The 20,822-nt window shown below is 31.6% G+C and carries 13 protein-coding genes; 3 read left to right on the top strand and 10 right to left on the bottom strand.

The features are described 5' to 3' along the window. Positions 1-152: 152 nt before the first annotated feature. From MUA21_RS05560 to parE, 4 genes are all read right to left on the bottom strand, one after another. Positions 153-1,385, bottom strand: coding sequence for an AI-2E family transporter (locus tag MUA21_RS05560; RefSeq protein ID WP_064208996.1), 1,233 nt, complete (start codon positions 1,383-1,385; stop codon positions 153-155). A 387-nt stretch (positions 1,386-1,772) separates the two neighbouring features. After that, positions 1,773-3,218, bottom strand: coding sequence for a glutamine transporter AlsT (alsT, locus tag MUA21_RS05555; protein WP_107525838.1), 1,446 nt, complete (start codon positions 3,216-3,218; stop codon positions 1,773-1,775). 251 nt (positions 3,219-3,469) lie between these two features. After that, positions 3,470-5,872, bottom strand: coding sequence for a DNA topoisomerase IV subunit A (gene parC / locus MUA21_RS05550; protein WP_107525839.1), 2,403 nt, complete (start codon positions 5,870-5,872; stop codon positions 3,470-3,472). Continuing rightward, complete coding sequence (gene parE, locus MUA21_RS05545; RefSeq protein ID WP_262562242.1) at positions 5,869-7,863, bottom strand: DNA topoisomerase IV subunit B; 1,995 nt, start codon at positions 7,861-7,863, stop codon at positions 5,869-5,871. The genes parC and parE overlap by 4 nt, the downstream gene beginning before the upstream one ends. Before the next feature lie 202 nt (positions 7,864-8,065). Between parE and plsY the strand changes: the two genes are divergently transcribed. Beyond that, the gene (gene plsY, locus MUA21_RS05540) at positions 8,066-8,674 is read left to right on the top strand and encodes a glycerol-3-phosphate 1-O-acyltransferase PlsY (protein WP_046208729.1); all 609 of its coding nucleotides are present in this window, start codon (positions 8,066-8,068) and stop codon (positions 8,672-8,674) included. A gap of 460 nt (positions 8,675-9,134) precedes the next feature. Next, positions 9,135-9,431, top strand: a complete 297-nt coding sequence (locus MUA21_RS05535; protein WP_107525841.1) for a HesB/YadR/YfhF family protein — start codon at positions 9,135-9,137, stop codon at positions 9,429-9,431. Positions 9,432-9,635: 204 nt separating this feature from the next. Here the strand turns inward: MUA21_RS05535 and menI are convergent, their stop codons facing one another. The 3 genes from menI to MUA21_RS05520 all read right to left on the bottom strand — a co-directional run bounded on the left by menI (position 9,636) and on the right by MUA21_RS05520 (position 14,925). Next, positions 9,636-10,097, bottom strand: coding sequence for a 1,4-dihydroxy-2-naphthoyl-CoA hydrolase MenI (gene menI / locus MUA21_RS05530; protein WP_107525842.1), 462 nt, complete (start codon positions 10,095-10,097; stop codon positions 9,636-9,638). 221 nt (positions 10,098-10,318) lie between these two features. Then, positions 10,319-13,021, bottom strand: coding sequence for an aconitate hydratase AcnA (acnA, locus tag MUA21_RS05525; protein ID WP_262562102.1), 2,703 nt, complete (start codon positions 13,019-13,021; stop codon positions 10,319-10,321). A gap of 260 nt (positions 13,022-13,281) precedes the next feature. Beyond that, entirely contained in the window at positions 13,282-14,925 is a 1,644-nt protein-coding gene (locus MUA21_RS05520; RefSeq protein ID WP_438873802.1) for a BCCT family transporter, read from the bottom strand. Positions 14,926-15,140: 215 nt separating this feature from the next. On the opposite strand from MUA21_RS05520, the gene mscL reads away from it, so the two are divergent. Next, positions 15,141-15,491, top strand: a complete 351-nt coding sequence (gene mscL, locus MUA21_RS05515; RefSeq protein WP_046208558.1) for a large conductance mechanosensitive channel protein MscL — start codon at positions 15,141-15,143, stop codon at positions 15,489-15,491. A 473-nt stretch (positions 15,492-15,964) separates the two neighbouring features. Here mscL and sbcC read toward each other — a convergent pair whose 3' ends face one another. The 3 genes from sbcC to MUA21_RS05500 form a co-directional block, all read right to left on the bottom strand. Beyond that, positions 15,965-18,991 (bottom strand): exonuclease subunit SbcC, encoded by a 3,027-nt coding sequence (sbcC, locus tag MUA21_RS05510; RefSeq protein WP_262562100.1) that lies wholly within the window; start codon positions 18,989-18,991, stop codon positions 15,965-15,967. After that, positions 18,988-20,121: an exonuclease subunit SbcD gene (gene sbcD / locus MUA21_RS05505; protein WP_046208560.1), complete on the bottom strand. Its 1,134-nt coding sequence runs from the start codon at positions 20,119-20,121 to the stop codon at positions 18,988-18,990. Before sbcD ends, sbcC begins: the two co-directional genes overlap by 4 nt. A gap of 175 nt (positions 20,122-20,296) precedes the next feature. Further along, positions 20,297-20,764, bottom strand: coding sequence for a CcdC family protein (locus MUA21_RS05500; RefSeq protein WP_046208561.1), 468 nt, complete (start codon positions 20,762-20,764; stop codon positions 20,297-20,299). Positions 20,765-20,822 lie beyond the last annotated feature (58 nt).

Genomic DNA, 20,822 nt, shown 5'->3' with positions numbered 1-20,822 from the left:
AAAAAATATACACATACTTTCATTTTATACGCACAACAATAAAAAGTATCTTAATATATCATTTCACTTAAAAACGTGTCATTCCACTTCAGTTATGATAAGAGGCTGAGACAATTAATTTGTCCCAGCCTCTGTCGTACATTATTTATAATTTAACTTTTACGAATTTCTTCATCAGAAGTAATTTCATATTCTCCTGCATCATCACCATAATATTTGTTATAACGACGTTTGTACATTGTATATAAATGCGAAACTAGTACTTTCAATATTGCATAAGCAGGAATACCTAAAATGACACCGACAACACCTAATAAATTACCTGCACTTAATAAGATGAATATAATTGTAAGTGGGTGAATTTTCAATGTTTTACCCATGATATTTGGAGAAATAAAATGCCCTTCAATAAATTGAACAGCCGTCCAAACAATCACTAACTTCAACAACATAATCGGTGAAGTAATTAAAGCAATAATAATTGCTGGTGATATCGCAATCGTTGGACCAATATATGGAACAACACTAGTAACTGCAGCGATCGAAGCTAAAATTAAACTGTAGTCTAAACCGATGATACTATATCCGATAAATAATAATATACCAATACAAAACGATACAATAATTTGTCCTTGGATATAAGAACCAACTTGTAGACTCATTTTATCTAACAAATCATGAAAGTCTTTTCTAAATTTAGGGGGCATTAAGTTTGTTGAAAACTCTTTGAAGCGGTGCCCATCTTTTAACATAAAGAATAAAACAAATGGTGTTGTAGCAATTACCACACCAACATTCACTAATGCTTCAGCAAAATTTTTAACTTTAGAACCAAAACCATTAAAGTAATCAGAAACCATTGAAGGTAATTTTTTAGCCAATGAATCTAATTGATCTTGAATTTGACCATAAAAATTAGAAATTAAAGAGTATTTCGTTACACTATCTATAAATTTATTAACCTTATCTACATAGTACGGGAAGTTATTTCCAAAACTTTTAAACTGAGCACCAATTACAGGTATTAATAAATTAATTGCTAGCGCAATAACACCAATAATGACTAAGAATAATATGATTACACCCCAAAGTCTTGAAATATTATACCGTTCCATCAAATTAACTAATGGGTTAAATAGATAATATAATATAATCGATACAATAATCGGTGCTACAATTGTATTAAAAACAATTATAAATGGTTTAAAAATATAAGAAACTTGATCAAATATAAAAATAGCACAGCCAATAAATATTAATATGAGCAAAGCAAAAACTAAATCTTTACCACCTAAAAATTTCATAAAGCGTGTTTCAGGGAAACTTAGTTTTAATCTATTTTTCTTAGATGTCGTTTCTTGTTTTAAATTATCTTCATTTGACATAACATCACCAAACCTTATTTTTCAAAATATATTGCTTATTTAGCGCATAGCCAAAAAATAATGCACCTTTGTAATACAATACATAACGTTCAATATTTAAAATAACTAATGTTAATCATAACACAATGACCATTTACCAAACATATATTTTGCCATGTTTTATTAAAAATTAACTAAACATCCATAATAATAGCAACGAACAATATGTATTAATACGATATAAGTATATTATACTAAAATATAAAAATGTATATTAAAAAGCAGTAATATAAAATCAAATGTTTATCATCCATTTTATATTACTGCTTATATATGAATTATTATTAAAGAAACTATGATAATGATGTTGAAGAAAATTCAAATCTTTGCATTAATGTTTAAATACAATTACTTCTTCTTCATTCCCCAACTCTCAATACCAAACAAGTTAATTTCTAACTCTTCAGGTTTAAATACAGGTTTTTTGCCAGCTTTACGTTGACGTTGGTAATCATTCATAACTGCAAAAGCAATGTTAGATAAACCAATAATAGCAACTAAGTTGACGATGGCCATTAGACCCATAAACACATCTGCTGTACTCCATACCGTTTCAGTTTTCACAACAGCACCGACGAAGACAAGTACAACAACTAAACATCTGAAAATAAATAATACTGTTTTATTTTCCCAAAAAAATTCCATGTTCGATTGACCATAGTAGTAATTACCAATAACCGAAGAAAATGCAAATAAAGTGATAGCAATCGTTAAGAAAATACCACCTGCGCTACCTAAGTGTTCATTTAAGGCAGATTGTGTAACTGCAACGCCTTGTGCTGCATTCTCTCCAAATTCTAATCCTGTATATAATAAAATCATGATCGCCGTTGCCGTACATACTAGCATCGTATCAAAAAATACGCCCAATGATTGGATTAAACCTTGTTTAACTGGATGTGGCGCTGCAGCAGTAGCAGCAGCATTTGGCGCAGAACCCATACCAGCTTCGTTTGAGAACAAGCCACGTTTTATACCTTGCAGAACGGCTGCTCCAATCGCGCCTCCCGTTGCTTGTTCAAATCCAAATGCATTTTTAATTATAGTTGCAATCATTGGTATGATTTGATCATAGTTAAATATTAATATTACAGCAACTAATCCTATATATATAATTGCCATCACAGGCACAATGATCGAAGATAATGTTGCAATACTTCTTACCCCACCAAATATAATAATAGCAGTAATAATAGCTAAGATTACGCCCGTTATAATAGGACTTACATTATATTGCGTTTTTAATGATTCAGCTATCGTGTTTGATTGTACTGTATTAAAAACAAATGCAAATGTCACTGTGATTAGCAACGCAAACACAATGCCTAACCATTTTTGATTGAGTCCCTTAGTTATGTAATAAGCTGGTCCTCCACGATAGCCACCTTCTTCATCGGGTACCTTGTACACTTGTGCAAGCGTTGCTTCAATAAATGCACTGGCTGCTCCGATAAAAGCAATAATCCACATCCAGAATACTGCACCAGGACCGCCTAATACAATTGCTGTCGCAACACCGGCTATATTACCTGTACCAACACGAGAACCTGCACTAATCGCGAATGCTTGGAATGGTGAAATACCTTTTTTCCCATTTTCTAATGTTTCAGGTTTTTCTCCAATTGCTCGAAACATTTCCGGTATCCATCTTAATTGTACGAACTTAGATCCAATAGTAAAAAATATACCTGCTGTGATTAATAGTCCAATTAAGTATTGTGACCAGATTAAATCATTCCCGACTTGAACAAATGCTTTGAACCAATCTGGAATCAAACTATCAAAATTGCTCAATTTAATCCCTCTCATCTATACAATTTAATTTTCATAGTAAAATCAAGAGATTTATAGTCGCATTCATGTTTATAAACAAAATTCAATGCTTATGTAGACATGAAAATGAATGAATCAGTTCAGTATAAAACATTACGCCTTGCACTAAACTTTTTCACATTACTATAAATCTCTTGCTTCATTTTTGTTACACCTTATAGGTATTTTATCATTATATTGTTGTATTTACTAACAAAATTTTAAAATTAAAGTTATTTAACAATCATACTAACAACGTCGCCAAACTCTTTAACATCTACTACAAAGCTGCCATTAGTATATTGTTCTGATAAATGAATATCTTTAATATTGCCACTTTCTTCATGTTGTTTTGAATATATTGTATAAATCGTATGATCTGGCTGCACAACGTTAGCTGCTACGATGCGATGCGGTGATTTTTTAAGCTCTTTTAATAAAGTAATACCACGTTGTGCACGTTTGGCATTTTGTAAAATATTGAATCCTATGCGTTTTAATGAACCTCGTTGTGTTGCCATCAAGATCGTATTTTTTTCATTAACGATTTGGGTTAAGACAACAAAGTCTTCACTTTTAAGGTTAATCGATTTAACACCAGCGGCTCTAAGTCCTGTATCTGATAACTCTTCACTACTGTAAGTTAATGACATACCTTTGTGTGTTAAAACGGTAATCGCCTGTGGTTCATCTAATCTCATTACATTTATCACTTCATCATTATCTTTTAGTTTCATAGAAACAAGTGGTTTGTTATATCTTGATGTTTTAAACATAGAGACATTGCTTTTCTTAATCATGCCATTGCGCGTAGCTAAAATATAAAATGCATCTGGACTAAAATTATTTTCACAGAAAACATCGATAACATGCTCGCCTTCATCAATGGGTACAATCTGTGATACATGCTGTCCTAAATCTTTCCACTTAATCTCTGAAAGTTTATGAACTGGAATATAAAGATGTCTGCCTTTATTCGTAAATACTAATGCTGTGTCTAATGTATTGACTTCTTGGTATTTGAGCATTGCATCGCCATCTTTCACACCTAGCTCTTCTACACCACTTGCATTAAAGCTACGTAACGATGTTCGTTTAATGTAACCATGTTTCGTAATACTCATAATCACATTTTCACTTGGCACCATAACTTCTTTATCAATCTTAATTTCACTGATTTCAGCTTCTATAGAAGATAAACGTTGTTGTTTATATTTATTTTTAATTTCGCTCAATTCTTCCTTGATAACATTTAACAAAGCATCATGATTATCTAATATATTTTTTAAATGTGCAATTTTAGCTTTTAATTCATCATGTTCTTCTTGTAGTTGTACAATATCTGTATTTGTCAGACGATATAACTGCAACGTAACTATCGCCTCAGCTTGTGCTTCTGTAAAATCAAACTCAGAAACTAAATTATCTTTAGCATCTTTTTTATTTTTTGAATTTCTAATGAGCTTAATAACTTCATCTAAAATTGACAAAGCCTTCATGAGACCTTCTACTATATGCATTCTACTCTCTGCATTATCCAATTCAAAACGTGTACGCTTTGTAACTACATCAATTTGATGATTGAGATAACTGTCTATAAATTGACGAATACCCATAAGAAGCGGTCGACCATCACTTATTGCTACCATATTAAAATTATATGCCACTTGTAAGTCTGTATTTTTATATAAATAATTAGCAACCGCTTCGCTATTAACATCTTTCTTTAATTCGATGGCAATACGTAACCCTGTACGGTCAGTTTCATCACGTACTTCTACAATACCATCTACTTTTTTATCTGCTCGCAGTTCATCCATCTTTTTAACAAGTGCACTTTTATTAACTTCATAAGGTAATTCAGTAACGATGAGTTCTTTTCTACCATTTCTTAATTCTTCAATATCAACTTTAGAGCGCACAACAATTTTACCTTTTCCGGTTTCATACGCTTTCTTAATACCGTCTATTCCTTGAATAATACCACCAGTAGGAAAATCGGGACCTTTGATATACTTCATTAACTGGCTTACTGTGATATTTGGGTTATCTATATACTTCAATGTTGCTTGAATAACTTCAGCGAGATTATGCGGTGGTATATCCGTAGCATAACCTGAAGATATGCCTGTACTTCCATTAATTAACAAATGTGGCAGTCTAGCTGGTAAAACCATAGGTTCCATTGTCGTATCATCGTAGTTAGGCATAAATGGCACTGTTTCTTTATTAATATCTCTTAATAGCTCTTCTGAAATTCTGCTTAATTTCGCTTCTGTATAACGCATAGCTGCTGCTGGATCGTTATCGATACTACCATTATTACCTTGCATTTCTATCAAAACATGTCGCAATTTCCAATCCTGACTTAATCGAACCATCGCATCATATACAGATGAATCACCATGCGGATGATATTGTCCGATGACATCACCGACTGTTTTTGCACTTTTACGGAAATTTTTATCAAATGTATTACCACTAGCATACATAGCGTATAAAATACGTCTTTGAACAGGTTTAAGCCCATCACGAACATCTGGTAATGCACGCTCTTGAATGATGTATTTACTATATCTACCAAATCGGTCGCCAATAACATCTTCCAGCGACAAATCTTGAATTATTTCACTCAATTCATTTCCTCCTCATCAGAATAATCCTGTTCTAGTATTTGAATTTCATTGTTATCCAGAATACTTTGATCTTCTTGAAGACCAAATTCAACGTGGTTTTCAATCCACTCACGTCTAGGAGCTACTTTGTCTCCCATTAAAGTTGTTACGCGTTTCGATGAACGTAACTCATCATCAACTTGTACTCGAATCAACGTTCTTGTATCTGGGTTCATCGTTGTTTCCCATAATTGATCAGCGTTCATTTCACCTAAACCTTTATAGCGCTGTAAACTAAATCCTTTACCTAATTTTTTTTGTAATTTTTCTAATTCTTCATCTGTCCATGCATATTCTATTTTCTTAGAAGCACCTTTACCTTTTTCCAGTTTGTATAATGGCGGTAAGGCTATAAATACTCTTCCTGCTTCTACTAAAGGTTTCATATATTTAAAGAAAAATGTTAGTAAAAGCACTTGAATGTGCGCACCATCAGTATCAGCATCTGTCATTATAATGACGCGATTATAATTGCTATCTTCTAATTTAAATTCATTACCTACACCTGCACCTATTGTGTGGATAATCGTATTAATCTCTTCATTTTTAAAAATATCTTCTAAACGTGCTTTTTCAGTGTTTATAACTTTACCTCTTAATGGTAAAATCGCTTGATATTTGCGGTCACGTCCCAATTTTGCAGAACCGCCAGCTGAATCACCCTCAACTAAATACAGTTCTTTTTTCTCTGTATTCTTACTTTGTGCAGGTGTTAATTTTCCTGATAACAACGTATCTTTTCGTTTATTTTTCTTACCAGATCGTGCATCTTCTCTTGCTTTACGTGCTGCCTCTCTTGCTTGTTGGGCTTTTAATGCTTTTTTAACGAGTGCTTTTGACAATTGTCCTTTTTCTTCTAAATAATAAGGTAATTTTTCAGATACAACAGAATCTACTGCACTTCTCGCTTCAGGCGTGCCTAACTTAGACTTAGTTTGTCCTTCAAATTGTAATAATTCTTCTGGAATACGAATAGAAATAATCGCTGTCAAACCTTCACGTATATCATTACCATCTAGATTCTTATCTTTTTCTTTCAATTCATTAATACGTCTAGCATAGTCATTAAATACTCTCGTCATGGCTGTTTTAAAGCCAACTTCATGCGTACCGCCATCTTTAGTACGTACATTATTGACAAAACTTAAGATACTCTCCGAATATTGATCATTATATTGAAATGCGACCTCTACTTCTATTCCATTAGCAGTTCCAACAAAATTTGCTACATCATGTAACACTTCTTTACCTTCATTTACATAACTTACAAATTCTTTAATGCCATCTTCATAGTGGAATACATCTTCTCTTTCTTTACCAGATCTTAAATCCTTAAGCGTAATTCTAAGATTTTTAAGCAAAAATGCTGATTCTTGTAAACGTTCGCTTAGCACGTCATAGTTAAAAGAGGTTGCTGATTTGAAAATTTCAACATCTGGTTTAAAGGTAACTTTAGTACCTGTTTTTTTAGTTTTCCCTAGTTTTTCTAGGCCTGTAGCTGGTATACCACCTTGACTGAATCGTTGTTTATAAATAGCGCCATCTCTGTAAATTTCTACTTCTAACCATTCACTTAATGCGTTTACGACTGATGCACCTACACCATGTAAACCTCCTGAAGTTTTATATCCACCTTGTCCAAATTTACCGCCTGCATGAAGTACTGTAAATATTACTTGGACAGTTGGTTTGCCCGATGTATGAATACCAGTCGGCATCCCACGTCCATCATCTTCTATAGTAATACTTTCATCTTTATTTATTGTAACTGCTATTTCATTACCAAAGCCGTTTAATACTTCATCGACGGAATTATCGACAACTTCATACACTAAATGATGTAATCCTCTTTTATCGGTAGAACCAATATACATACCAGGTCTTTTTCTAACGGCTTCTAGCCCTTCCAAAACCTGAATGGAATCATCCGAATAATTATTTTGTTTGTTCATTGCCAATCGTTTCGCCCTCCTACAAACGTACGTTCGTTTTTAAAACTATACATTAGTTATTCTTATATAAATCTTGATAAATTGCAAGTATCAAATTATATTTGAACCGTGTTTTACTACAGTTATAAATTTTTGTTCGTCTAACCGTGGTCATATGTGGTAAAATAATTTTAATGTCATTAAAGGATGTGGATTATGTATGATGATGATAATAATCATGTTAATTTTAAGTTATCTCATTGGTGCTTTCCCAAGTGGCTATGTAATAGGTAAATTATTTTTCAAAAAAGATATTAGACAATTTGGTAGTGGGAATACAGGAGCAACAAATAGTTTTAGAGTGTTAGGTAAACCTGCAGGATTCCTAGTTACATTTTTAGATATATTTAAAGGATTTATTGTTGTATTCTTACCACTTTGGTTACCAGTACATGCAGATGGTGCTATTAGTACATTTTTCACAAATGGACTCATCGTAGGCGCATTTGCAATTCTAGGTCATGTGTATCCAATTTACCTTGGATTTAAAGGTGGAAAAGCAGTTGCCACAAGTGCAGGTGTGATACTTGGAATCAATCCTCTACTATTACTCATTTTAGCAGCGATTTTCTTTGGCATACTTTATTTAACAAAGTATGTATCACTTTCGAGTATCATAGCATCAATCTGTTGTGTTATCGGTGCGCTGTTAATTCGTGATTATATCTTATTAGTCGTGAGTTTCGGTGTAGGCGTCTTATTAATATTTAGACATCGAACAAATATCGTGAGGATTTTTAAAGGCGAAGAGCCAAAAATTAAATGGATGTAACTATTACAAAAGTCATTAGCAGTCAATAAAAAAATAGCAAACATTGCTCAGTCTGAGATATTCTTATGTCTCAACTATTGAAAAGTAGATACGAATATTTGGCTAATAGAAAACGACAACACAAAAACTTGTTTATTAGCCAGCTTTCCAACATAGTGAAACAGAAATCTTTAACACAGACTTCTGTTTCACTATTTTTTTATTCATTAAAATAACAGTATACACTTCAGAATATTATATTACTTTTAATTATGTCACACTAATTCACAACATTTTTAAAAATTCTTTGCCCTCACCCTAAAACATATTGAACAATTTGAATTTAAAGAAAATTATACTTAATTATGTTATACTACTTTTATTGTTACTCAAATTTGGGTAATAGATATAGTACTAATTTAAAAATTAGTAACCAATGGTCACAAGTTTAAAACTTGTGAAATGAGAGGGGACTTTTATTATGGATATAAAACTTTCAGATAACGCTGTATCTTGGTTTAAAGATGAACTTGATTTACCTGAAGATAACAAAGTCTTACAATTTTTCGTTCGCTATGGTGGAGAATTCCAATTAAAACAAGGATTTAGCCCTGCATTCAGTGTTGATCAAAAAGATGATGTAGAAATTGGTTACGAAAATCATTTTGACGGCTTAGATGTAGTAATTTCAGAAAAAGACTTATGGTATTTTGAAGACCATGATTTATTCATAGACGTCAATGATAGTGTCGATGAAATTTCATATTCTGCTAAATAATAATAGAACTCAATTCACATAACACAATTGATCATTCATATATAAATATATACTTAAAAAGAGCCTGGTTCCATTCCAGGCTCTTTTTATTTATCATTTTGATAATCTTGTGTACATTTCAAAAACACATTGCAAATCAATCATTGTATATAAATACATACGCATACACTTAATTATGCATTTATACATTTAACTACAACTATATTAAATTATGCCATTTTTCACTTCAAATGTTTCTCCTGCTTGATTTCTTTTATCTACATCGGCATACATTGCATGCCATTCAGGAAAATATCTATCCAATCTAATAGGCTTAAAGTTATCCTTTCTAATACAAGTCAAAACAGTTGAACCAGTAGTCGCTAAATCACCTACTTCGTTATATACTTCATAACGATAAATTGATCTTAAACGTGTATATTTTTCAACCCATGTCTTAATTTTCACAGTTTCAGGATACTGTATTGTTTTTATATACTTAATATCTAAATCTGTAACCGGTGAAATAATACCAGATTCTTCCATAGCTTTATAGCTAAAACCTAATTTTGATATATAATCTGTACGTGCAACCTCAAACCATGTTGGATAATTACCGTGATAAATCACACCCATTTGATCTGTTTCTGCATAACGTGAAGGAATTTCTGTAATACTATAAATCATTATAAACGTCCTCTTTTCAATTGTTCGTAGTACTTATATATAAATATTAACATAAAAAAGAATGCAAGGCAGAAATCACATTTTAAAATTCGTTGATTATAGACTCACCGAGCTAAAGATAAAACGCTAACGTTTAAAAAATCTATTCAACGTTCGCAAATTAAAATAAAGGCTGAGACACAAAATATTGTCTCAGCCTTAACTATATTCATAATGAACAGTTAATTTGCTAATTTATTTCTTAATACTAATTGTAAAATACCGCCATTACGATAGTAATCAATTTCTACATGTGAGTCGAAACGTGCAACTGCTTCGAAGTCAATAACTTCTCCATTCTCTTTTTCAGCAGTTACTTTTACTAAATCATGTGGTTTTACACTTTCATCGATATCTACTGAAATCGTTTCTGTACCATCTAAGCCTAAACTATCAGCAGATTCGCCATCTTTAAACTGTAAAGGTAACACACCCATCATAACTAAGTTAGAACGGTGAATACGTTCATAACTCTGAGCGATTACAGTTTTAACACCTAGTAAATTTGTACCTTTAGCTGCCCAGTCACGAGAAGAGCCCATTCCGTAATCATTACCAGCTAATACTACTAAACCAGTGCCATCTTCTTTATATTTCATCGCTGCATCATATATAGGCATTTGTTCACCAGTAGGCCAATAAGTTGTGAAACCACCTTCTGTACCTGGTGCTAATTGGTTTTTAATACGAATATTAGCAAAAGTACCACGAACCATTACCTCATGGTTACCACGACGAGAACCATAAGAGTTAAATTGACGAATAGGTACGTCATGATCTAATAAATATTTACCTGCTGGTGTATCTTTACCGATAGCACCTGCTGGAGAAATATGGTCAGTCGTAACTGAATCTCCAAATTTACCCATAATACGTAAATTATTTAATGATTTAATATCATCAGGTTCTTTAGATAAGTTTTGGAAGAATGATGGATTTTGAATATAAGTTGACTCTGGATCGAAATCATATAACGGTTGGTCTGTTACATCGATTTCATTCCACATTTCATTATTATTATAAACAGTTTCATATTCTTCTTTAAACAATTCCGGAGTAACAACACTGTCTACAGTATCTGCGACTTCTTTAATTGTTGGCCAAATATCTTTCAAGTAGATATCTTCTCCATTTTTACCTTTACCTAAAGGTTCATTTTGTAAATCAATATCGACTGTACCTGCAAGTGCGTATGCAACTACTAATTGAGGTGATGCTAAATAGTTCGCTTTTACTAATGGATGAATACGTCCTTCAAAGTTACGGTTACCTGATAAAACAGAAGTCACAAGTAAATCTTCTTCAGCAATCGCTTTTTCGATTTCTTCTAATAATGGGCCTGAGTTACCGATACATGTCGTACAACCATAACCTACTAAATTAAATCCTAAGTCATCTAAATATTCTTGCAGACCAGAATCTCTTAAATAACCAGTAACAACTTTAGAACCTGGCGCTAACGATGTTTTAACATATTCAGGTACTTTCAAGCCTTTTTCTACTGCATTCTTAGCTACCAAACCGGCACCTAACATAACATATGGATTTGACGTATTTGTACAAGATGTAATTGCTGCAATAGCAAGGTCACCTGTAGTCATTTGTGTTTTAGAACCATCTTTAAATTCAATTGTTGCTGTTTTATCAAATTCACTCTCATCAAAACCATGACCTTGGTTACCAGCTGGTGCAGTAACAGATTTTTCAAATTCTTCTTTCATATCACTTAAGAAGATTAAATCTTGTGGACGTTTCGGACCTGAAAGTGAAGCTTCAACTGTAGCTAAGTCTAATTCAACAACGTCTGTATAATCTGGTTCATCTTTATCAGCAGTAAAGAACATATTGTTTTCTTCTAAATATGTTTTAACTAATTCAATTTGTTCGTCTGAACGACCAGTTAAACGTAAATATTTTAAAGATTCTTCATCTACAGGGAAGAAGCCACAAGTTGCACCATATTCAGGCGCCATATTTGCAATTGTAGCTCTATCTGCTAATGGTAGATGTTCTACACCTGGACCAAAGAACTCAACAAATTTACCAACAACGCCTTTTTTACGTAATTCTTGTGTTACACGTAATGCTAAATCTGTTGCAGTAGCACCTTGAGGTAACGCATTGGATAATCTAACACCAATCACTTCAGGAATTGGGAAGTATGAAGGTTGACCAAGCATACCAGCTTCGGCTTCAATACCACCTACACCCCAACCTAATACACCTAGACCATTAATCATAGTTGTATGTGAGTCAGTACCTACTAGAGTATCTGGAAAAGCAACTGTTTCTCCGTCTACTTCACGTGCGTGAACAACGTTTGCTAAGTACTCTAAGTTAACTTGGTGTACAATACCAGTTGCTGGTGGAACTGCACTATAGTTATCAAATGCTTTAGTAGCCCAATTTAAGAATTGATAACGTTCATAGTTTCTTTCAAATTCTAATTTCATATTTCTTTCTAGTGCGTCTGGATTCGCATAGCTATCTACTTGAACTGAGTGATCGATAACTAAATCTACTGGCACTTCAGGGTTGATTTTGTTTAAGTCTCCCCCAACATCATTCATAGCTTTACGTAATGACGCTAGGTCAACAACTGCAGGTACACCAGTGAAATCTTGTAAAATAACACGAGATGGTTTGAAAGGTACTTCACCTTCTGTACCTTTATTGAATTCTGACAATGCTTTGATGTGCTCTTCAGAAATAACAAATCCATCTTCTTGTCTCAATTCAGATTCTAGTAAAACTCTAATCGAATATGGTAATTTGGATATCTTTGTTAAACCTTGTTCTTCTAAAGTTTTTAAATCATAGTATGTGTATGATTTCCCATTTAGATCGAATGACTTTTTCGCTTGCTCTTTTAAATTAGAAGCCATATAAATCCCCCTTGAAAATTTTAGTAATTATATGCCGTTAATTAAATTGTATAATTATATGTAACTTAAAACAACTACCTACCATTATAAACCTCTATAATTTAGATTTGAATTTACAATCAGTATGTATAAGAAAAACTTATCGCGAGTGTATCGTGTAATAAGTTATTATTATTAATTGAGAATCATTATCATTAATTTAGAGCAATTAGTATCTAAACAAAAAACTGAGAGCCTATGTTGGCCCTCAGTTTTTAAGACTATTTTTCAGATTTTTCAGCGTCTCTTAACGGCGCTCTTCTATTAATTATATCATCTTCAAAATCTTCTTGTTGATATTGTACATAATCTTGTAATCTGTGTTTGTTAGGCGTTAAAGTTAAGCCTAAGAATTTACGTTCCTTATTTGCATCCTTGTAGAAAGAAATCATCATCATTATAACTACAAAGGAGAATGGTAACGCACTAATTATCGCAGCACTTTGAATTGCATTCAACGCATCTGCACCATTTCCTCCACCTGCAAATAGTAATACGAAAGCAATTAATGACTGAGCAATACCCCAAGTCACTTTAACAACAATTGAAGGTTCTAATGAACCAAATGTCGTTTGCATACCTAATACAAATGTTGCAGAGTCGGCAGATGTAATAAAGAATGATGCAATGAGTACTAGTGCTATCAACGACAATATAATTCCAAATGGTATTTCATTAAACACACCAAATAGTTGTGTTTCAGCAGTCATATTAAATAGTTCTGGATTTTTCTTACCAGTTTCAATACCTAATACACCAAATACGCTGAACCATACAAAACTTACTAAAGCAGGTACTAAAAGTACACCAGCAATAAATTCACGTACTGAACGACCTTTAGAAACACGTGCTATAAAGATACCTACGAATGGACTCCAACTTAACCACCAGCCCCAATAGTAAAGTGTCCAGCTAGACATCCATTCACGTTTTTGTGGGTTTTGAGCTGCTGTATCAAAAGTATTAAATAGGAATGAATTTAATAAACTACCTGTTGAACTTGTCATCATATTTAATATCAACACAGTTGGTCCAATAATTAAAACTGCAATCATTAAGACCGCACCCAAGCTAATATTTAAATTACTTAAGTATTGGATTCCTCTACTTAAACCTGACCATGCACTCATAATAAATAGAATCGTAACGATCACAATAATGATTGCTTGTACCCAAATAGTATTTGGTACGCCAAATAGGTAATTCAAACCACCATTGATTTGTAGTGCACCCATACCTAACGAAACAGCAACACCGACAACTGTTGCAAATACTGCTAACACGTCAATGGTCGTTCCAATTGGACCTTCTACTTTATTGCCTAAGATAGGGCGTAACGTTCTTGAGATAAGTCCTGGTTCTCCTTTTCTAAACTGAGCGTAAGCAAGTGCTAATGCAACCACACCATAAATAGACCACGCATGGAATCCCCAATGGAAAAACGTAGAACGTAATGCTTCAGTATATGCTGCAGTAGTTTTAGGTTCCGCATTTGGCGGTGCAGCAAAATCTGCCATAGGTTCAGCAGCACCGTAGAACACAAGTCCTATCCCCATACCAGCACTGAATAGCATCGCAAACCAAGATATCGTATTAAACTCTGGTTTATCATTTGGTTTACCGAGCTTTAATTTTCCAATAGGACTAAAAATTAGGAAAATACAGAAGAAAACAATAAACGTCGTAAGAATTAAGTAATACCAACCCAATTTATCTGTAATCCATAGCTTAATTGTGTTAGTAACATTGTCAAATTGTTCTGGAACAATTGCCCCGATTAAAACAACGATACCAACAATAATCGCACTATAAATAAATACTGGGGATATCTTCTTACCGTTTGGTTGATTTTCAGAAGAATTCACAATTAATTACTCCCTTTCATATTCATATTAAATTTTAAATCTAAATAGAAATTTGCAAAAATAAATTTATTTCTATTTTTTAGTTTAACCATTCATAAGAATAACAAACATCTATGTTAATATCAAATTCACTTTTAAAAAATATTTTCATAATTTAATAAATATTGTATAATAACATTTATATTAAATATATTTAATTAAGAGAGGTTAATAATATGCTACAAGAATTTAAAGATTTTGCATTGAAAGGGAATGTCTTAGATTTAGCAGTAGCTGTAGTTATGGGTGCAGCTTTCAACAAAATTGTAACAGCTTTGGTATCATATATTATCATGCCATTAATCGGTTTAATCTTCGGTACCGTTGATTTTGCCAAAAGTTGGTCCTTCATGGGTATCAAATATGGTATGTTTGTACAATCGATTATTGACTTTATTATTATTGCATTCGCACTATTTATATTTGTTAAAATTGCAAATACATTGATTAAACAAGAAGAAGAAGAAATTGAAGAAAACACAGTACTATTAACAGAAATTCGTGATTTATTACGTGACAAACAATAAACGTTAACACGAAATATTATTTAGTACGCTCGTATTTTTGTAAGAAATTAGGATAAAATTCCTTAAACTATAATCCCGTAAATGAATTTTCGACATTCATTTACGGGATTATTTTGTGATTTGGACATTCTACCATTAATTCATAAGACGAGCTAACTTGTTGCTATTTCCTTTTTATAATAAGACTCTTTGTTACAAATACTTCACCCCTAGTTTTAAATTTAGCGCTATTTGTCTAAGCTATTCTCAATAAAAAACAAGGCCTTTGCATATTATTAATAGATGATTAAACTAAACTTATAACCTAAATCAACATATCATCCATGTATAAACTTTCATTAAGTTTATTTTAAAATGAAATTATTTAAATAAGCATCATCAAATAACCATCATCAATGCCCTTATATACCTATTTCTTTAAGATTAAAAACAGTGAATTACTTTTCATAAAGTAATTCACTGTTTTTATGCTTTTATTGTTTTATAAATTTTGTCTTACTTTGGTATTGTTCTGTCTGCACTTCTAAAATAAGTGGAATACGTTGCTTTAATTCACTAACATGAGAAATAATACCAACCATTCTTCCAGAAGACTTTAAACTAAGTAGTGTATCCAAAGCAGTTTCTAGGGTCTCCTGATCTAAAGTACCAAATCCTTCGTCTATAAACATCGAATCTAATGCAATGCCACCAGATTCCTGTTGTACTACTTCACTCAGACCTAAAGCCAGCGCTAAGGATGCCTGGAAGGTTTCTCCTCCTGATAACGAAGTAATATGTCTTTTCTTATTAGAGTGCGAATCAAATACATCTATTTCTAAGCCACTATACCCTTTTGAAGTTTGTTCCCTTCTAACTAATTGATACCTTTCACCTGTCATCAATGATAAGCGTTGGTTCGCATGCGCAAGTATGCGTTCTAAATAATAAATTAAAACAAAATTTTCTAAAGTTAATTTTTGTTCATTTTTCCCAGATAAAACTTCTGCTAATTGAAAAACTTCTTGTTGTTCTTGTAGTTCTTTTTCTAAATGATTTATAATAGCATAAATATTATCAATTTTATTGTTGTTAAACTCAAGTTTATAATTATGTTTACTTAACATCGCTTTGGCATGATCTAGTTGTATTTTTTCCTGCTCATAATCTTTTTTTAATTGATTAATATCACATAATTCTTGGTCATTAATTTCTGTTTCCAGCTGTTTGATGATAATCTCAAATTGTTGTTTCTCTTGATTAAATTTGTTGATTTCTGCTTCTATTTTCGTTTTATTAGGAATTTCATTAATCGTGTGTTCTACATCTTTTAATGATGTAAAGCCAATTCTCTTCATTTCATTGTTGATTTTATGGTCCGCTTCTTTAATATCCTTTTGCAAACTCTTTTCAGTATTGTCAAGATGTGTTTTGTTATTCATTTCAAGTGACAATGCGTTTTTAGATTCTTGAAGTTGCTGTACTAACCATTCATATTGCTTTTGATAATCATTGACTTTCACTAATGAATTGTCATAAGCAGTAATAAATTTATCCACGTCTGTATATTGTGTTGTATTTTCAAAATCATTTATCATCAATGTATTTTCATCTAATTTGAATTGTTGCGTTTTTAAATCCAATTCTAACTCATGTGCTTTCTGCCTTAGATTAAAAATTTTCTCTTGAAGGTTTCTAATTACTTCATTTTCCTCTTCTAGCAATCTTTTTTCTTTTAATAAGTTATCTTTAGTTAATTCCAGCTCAGTATAATTTGTTTTTTCTAAATCATCTAAGTTAAATCTATGTAACTGTTCTGAAATGTGATGCCATTCACTATCATATTTAATTTTTTGCTCTTTTAATTTTAGACGTTGTTGTTCTATATGATCAAGCTGACTATGTCTTTTGGTAAGTTCATCAAAATCTATATGATGTTCAATTTCATGAATTTCATTGCCACAAAGCGGGCAAGTATCACCTATAGCTAGCACTGATTGTAACTTAGATATCATATCTTGTTTATTATTTAAATCTATATTAGTTTTATCGATTGCTTCATATTTAGCGTCTAATGTACGCATTTCAGATTGAATATATTCAGTTTGGTTTGTTATGTTAGTTTGTCGCTTTTGCAAATCTTGATATTCGTTTTTATTCAACTCATTTTGTTTGTTAACCTTAATTTCATAATCCAACTGATGTATTTTTTCATTAAGTTGTTCATTTCTTTTATAATCTGGTTCTCTGCCATTTAAATTTTCAATATATTGATTAAGTAGTTGTTTTTGTTGATCATACGTTGATTTTAACTCGACATATGTGTAATTTAAATTTTCTCTTTGTTGATATATATCTTTATACTTATCAAATTTATTGTAAAATATTTTAGAATTTTCTATAAATGATTTCGATTTCTCTATTGTTTCAGATAGTTTCTGATGTTTTTCAAATTGTTTCTCGTAGTCTTCTAATTGTCTTTGTAAATTTGAAATGACTGCTTTTGTTTCTGTTTTATCTTTTTTTATCTCTTCGTGCTTTTTTAAAAGTTTCTCTTTTGAATCAAGTAAATTAGAAAGTGGTCTTACCTCATTGATCTCATTTAATAGTTTTATTTGATTTTTTATATGATTTTCATTGGATAACAAATCTTCTTGCTTTTGCTTATTTTGTTCAAGACTTGTCATAGCATCTTGAAGTTTTAAATTACGATTTAATAAATTTTCAGCTTGCTCAAATTTTTCAATACTTCTTTTTTCAGCTGCTAATAAATCATTTTGAATAGATTCACCTATGCTTTTGAATTGTGGTATTAATGCTTTAATTTTATCAGTTTGTCTTGAACTAACTTCTTTATATTCTTTTAACACGGTATCATCAAAAGTATCCAAATCCATCCAATCCGTTTCAAGTGTATGATATCGCTTTTCAATATTCGCCCTTACCTCTTTAACATCATCATTTAACAATTTTTGTATTTCTTCAAATCTTTGACTATTAAACAATGTTCTTAGTATTTCTTGTTTTTCTATACTTTTAGATAATAAGAAACGTTTAAATTCACCCTGAGGAAGGATAAATAATTGTCTAAACTGTTCTGAATTAACTCTAAGTAACGTTCTAATAAATTGATTTCCAGCATTCACTTTACTTTCACGTAATTCATATGTATCTTCAAGTTGATAAATTGAAAGTTGACCAAGTGTTTTATTTTTATTGCCTTCTTTTACAAATGCACCTTGTCGATTAATTTTATAAATACAATCTCTCAATTCAAACTCGAACTCAACGACCATTGGTGATTTACCATCTGCAAAGTGACTACGTAAATCCCCTTCGTTTCTATCTTTTGTCGATGCTTCACCAAATAAAGCGAACACAATAGCATCAAATATCATCGTTTTCCCTGATCCCGTTTTTCCGCTAATTAAAAACAATTGATCATTATTTATTTGTTGAAAATCAATTGTTTCGTCTAAAAACGGGCCGAAATTAGTTAATTTTAAAGTTAAAGGTCTCATTTAGTCTGATCTCCTTCAAGTAAATGATTTAAAACTTTACCAATTTTATTATTTTGAACGCTCGTTAATGTTTCATCCGTCATATTTTCAAAAAATTTATTAATGATTGTTTTATCATCTAATTTTTGTATTTCTATATTTTCATGATGTAACGGGGTATTAAATTCAAACGAACTATTGGTAAGTGACAACGTGTTTGGATAAATTTGTTTCAAATGCATCATAGGATCACTAACATGTGACATGTGTTTTAGCTTAAAATGTAAATAATTGTTTTTATCTTTTATGTCTAATTTTTCTTGGATAGCATCTTCATAGTCTCCTTCAATGACTTCTAATTGCCTTAAAGGTGTTAATGGTTTAAATTTATTTTTTAATTTATGATCTATCACTTCAATTACCCTATAACCTTTAGGTTGTGTAGCTTCTGAAAAAGAATATTGTAATAAAGAACCACTATAATGAATAACATTCGAATTTATACTAAATGGATGATGTAAATGGCCTAACAATACTGCATCAAATTGCTGGAATGAATTTTCTGCAACTGATTCAACAGTGCCAATTGTCAATGCTCTTTCAGATTCGCTGCGAATACCTCCTTGGACTGTGAGATGACCTACCAACATATTCACTTTATTTTCATTTATATTCTGCGTTATAAATTCTATTGATTTATTCACGGCTTGTTGATGCGTTTCAATCGTTTTATCATTAAAAAAATAACTTGTTTCATTCACAGTAGAAAATGGTAATGTATAAAAATCAATATTTCCAATCGAAATAGGATAACACATATCTTCTAATGAGGTTCTAATATAAAGTTGAGATTTTTCAAACCACTTCGAGCCATAATTTAACCGTTCTTTACTGTCGTGATTTCCACTTATAATCACTAAAGGAATGTTCATTTCTAAATTTAACGTATTAATTGTATTTTCTAATAACTGAATTGCTGCTTTGTTCGGATAACTTGTATCGTATAAATCACCTGCTATTACGATTACGTCTGGTTTTTCGTCGTTCATTTTATCTATAAATTGGTTTAATATATGTGATTGGTCTTCCAGTAAAGATTTTCCATTCAAAATCCTACCTAAATGCCAATCAGCTGTATGTATAATTTTCATTCTACCACTCCTAATAGAACATCCGTTCGATTTTATGATATAATACTCCAACTTAATACTCAAGTAATTTCTCAAAATATAAAACAGGCTACTTAAATTCCATGATTTTTAAGGAAATTTAGTAGCCTTTTGTATCAAGCATATTCAATTACACTAGTATTATTACATATTTCGCTTATTTAATTAATGTTTTCTTAACTTTTTTATATTGATATAACATAGCCAACCTCCAAGGTACAATCATACAAAATGCTAGTAAGAAAAACATGCCAGCAATTTCACCTGGATCTATTTTATTACTAATAAATATTTTTATAATCGTTCTAATCAACAATAGCGAAATTAAGATAATAGGAAAAGCTTTAGAACGCTTCATATATATTTCACTACCGTATGTCTCAAAACGAGACGTCCAAATCAATATCGTTGAGAAAAGCACGCCTAATATAATGCATTCTATTATTTCCATACCTGTTAACCTGAAATAAGGAACAACATACATTAATGCACCTGTTGCCATAAAAAACGGCGGTAAAATAATTTTCTTTTCATTTACTGGATATTGTTGCGCCTTCATTCTTACAACGATTACCCCAATACCCATTAAAAAAGCTACAACTATAGAAAAAACTAAATATAACATGCTTACACCTTCTTTATGTTACTGGCTAAATCTCCACCTAAGATAGTATATCATTTTA

It is taken from the genome of Staphylococcus ureilyticus, from assembly GCF_025558845.1.
GTDB classification, from domain to species: domain Bacteria; phylum Bacillota; class Bacilli; order Staphylococcales; family Staphylococcaceae; genus Staphylococcus; species Staphylococcus ureilyticus.
Note: the sequence above shows the minus strand (reverse complement) of the source record. Positions and strands in the feature narration are given on the sequence as shown.

What these genes read in the sequence shown, in the direction of transcription:
- MUA21_RS05560 (WP_064208996.1), bottom strand. Translation starts at nt 1,385, where the DNA reads ATGTCAAATGAAGATAATTTAAAACAAGAAACGACATCTAAGAAAAAT.
- parE (WP_262562242.1), bottom strand. Translation starts at nt 7,863, where the DNA reads ATGAACAAACAAAATAATTATTCGGATGATTCCATTCAGGTTTTGGAA.
- plsY (WP_046208729.1), top strand. Translation starts at nt 8,066, where the DNA reads ATGATGATAATAATCATGTTAATTTTAAGTTATCTCATTGGTGCTTTC.
- MUA21_RS05535 (WP_107525841.1), top strand. Translation starts at nt 9,135, where the DNA reads ATGGATATAAAACTTTCAGATAACGCTGTATCTTGGTTTAAAGATGAA.
- menI (WP_107525842.1), bottom strand. Translation starts at nt 10,097, where the DNA reads ATGATTTATAGTATTACAGAAATTCCTTCACGTTATGCAGAAACAGAT.
- acnA (WP_262562102.1), bottom strand. Translation starts at nt 13,021, where the DNA reads ATGGCTTCTAATTTAAAAGAGCAAGCGAAAAAGTCATTCGATCTAAAT.
- mscL (WP_046208558.1), top strand. Translation starts at nt 15,141, where the DNA reads ATGCTACAAGAATTTAAAGATTTTGCATTGAAAGGGAATGTCTTAGAT.
- sbcC (WP_262562100.1), bottom strand. Translation starts at nt 18,991, where the DNA reads ATGAGACCTTTAACTTTAAAATTAACTAATTTCGGCCCGTTTTTAGAC.
- sbcD (WP_046208560.1), bottom strand. Translation starts at nt 20,121, where the DNA reads ATGAAAATTATACATACAGCTGATTGGCATTTAGGTAGGATTTTGAAT.
- MUA21_RS05500 (WP_046208561.1), bottom strand. Translation starts at nt 20,764, where the DNA reads ATGTTATATTTAGTTTTTTCTATAGTTGTAGCTTTTTTAATGGGTATT.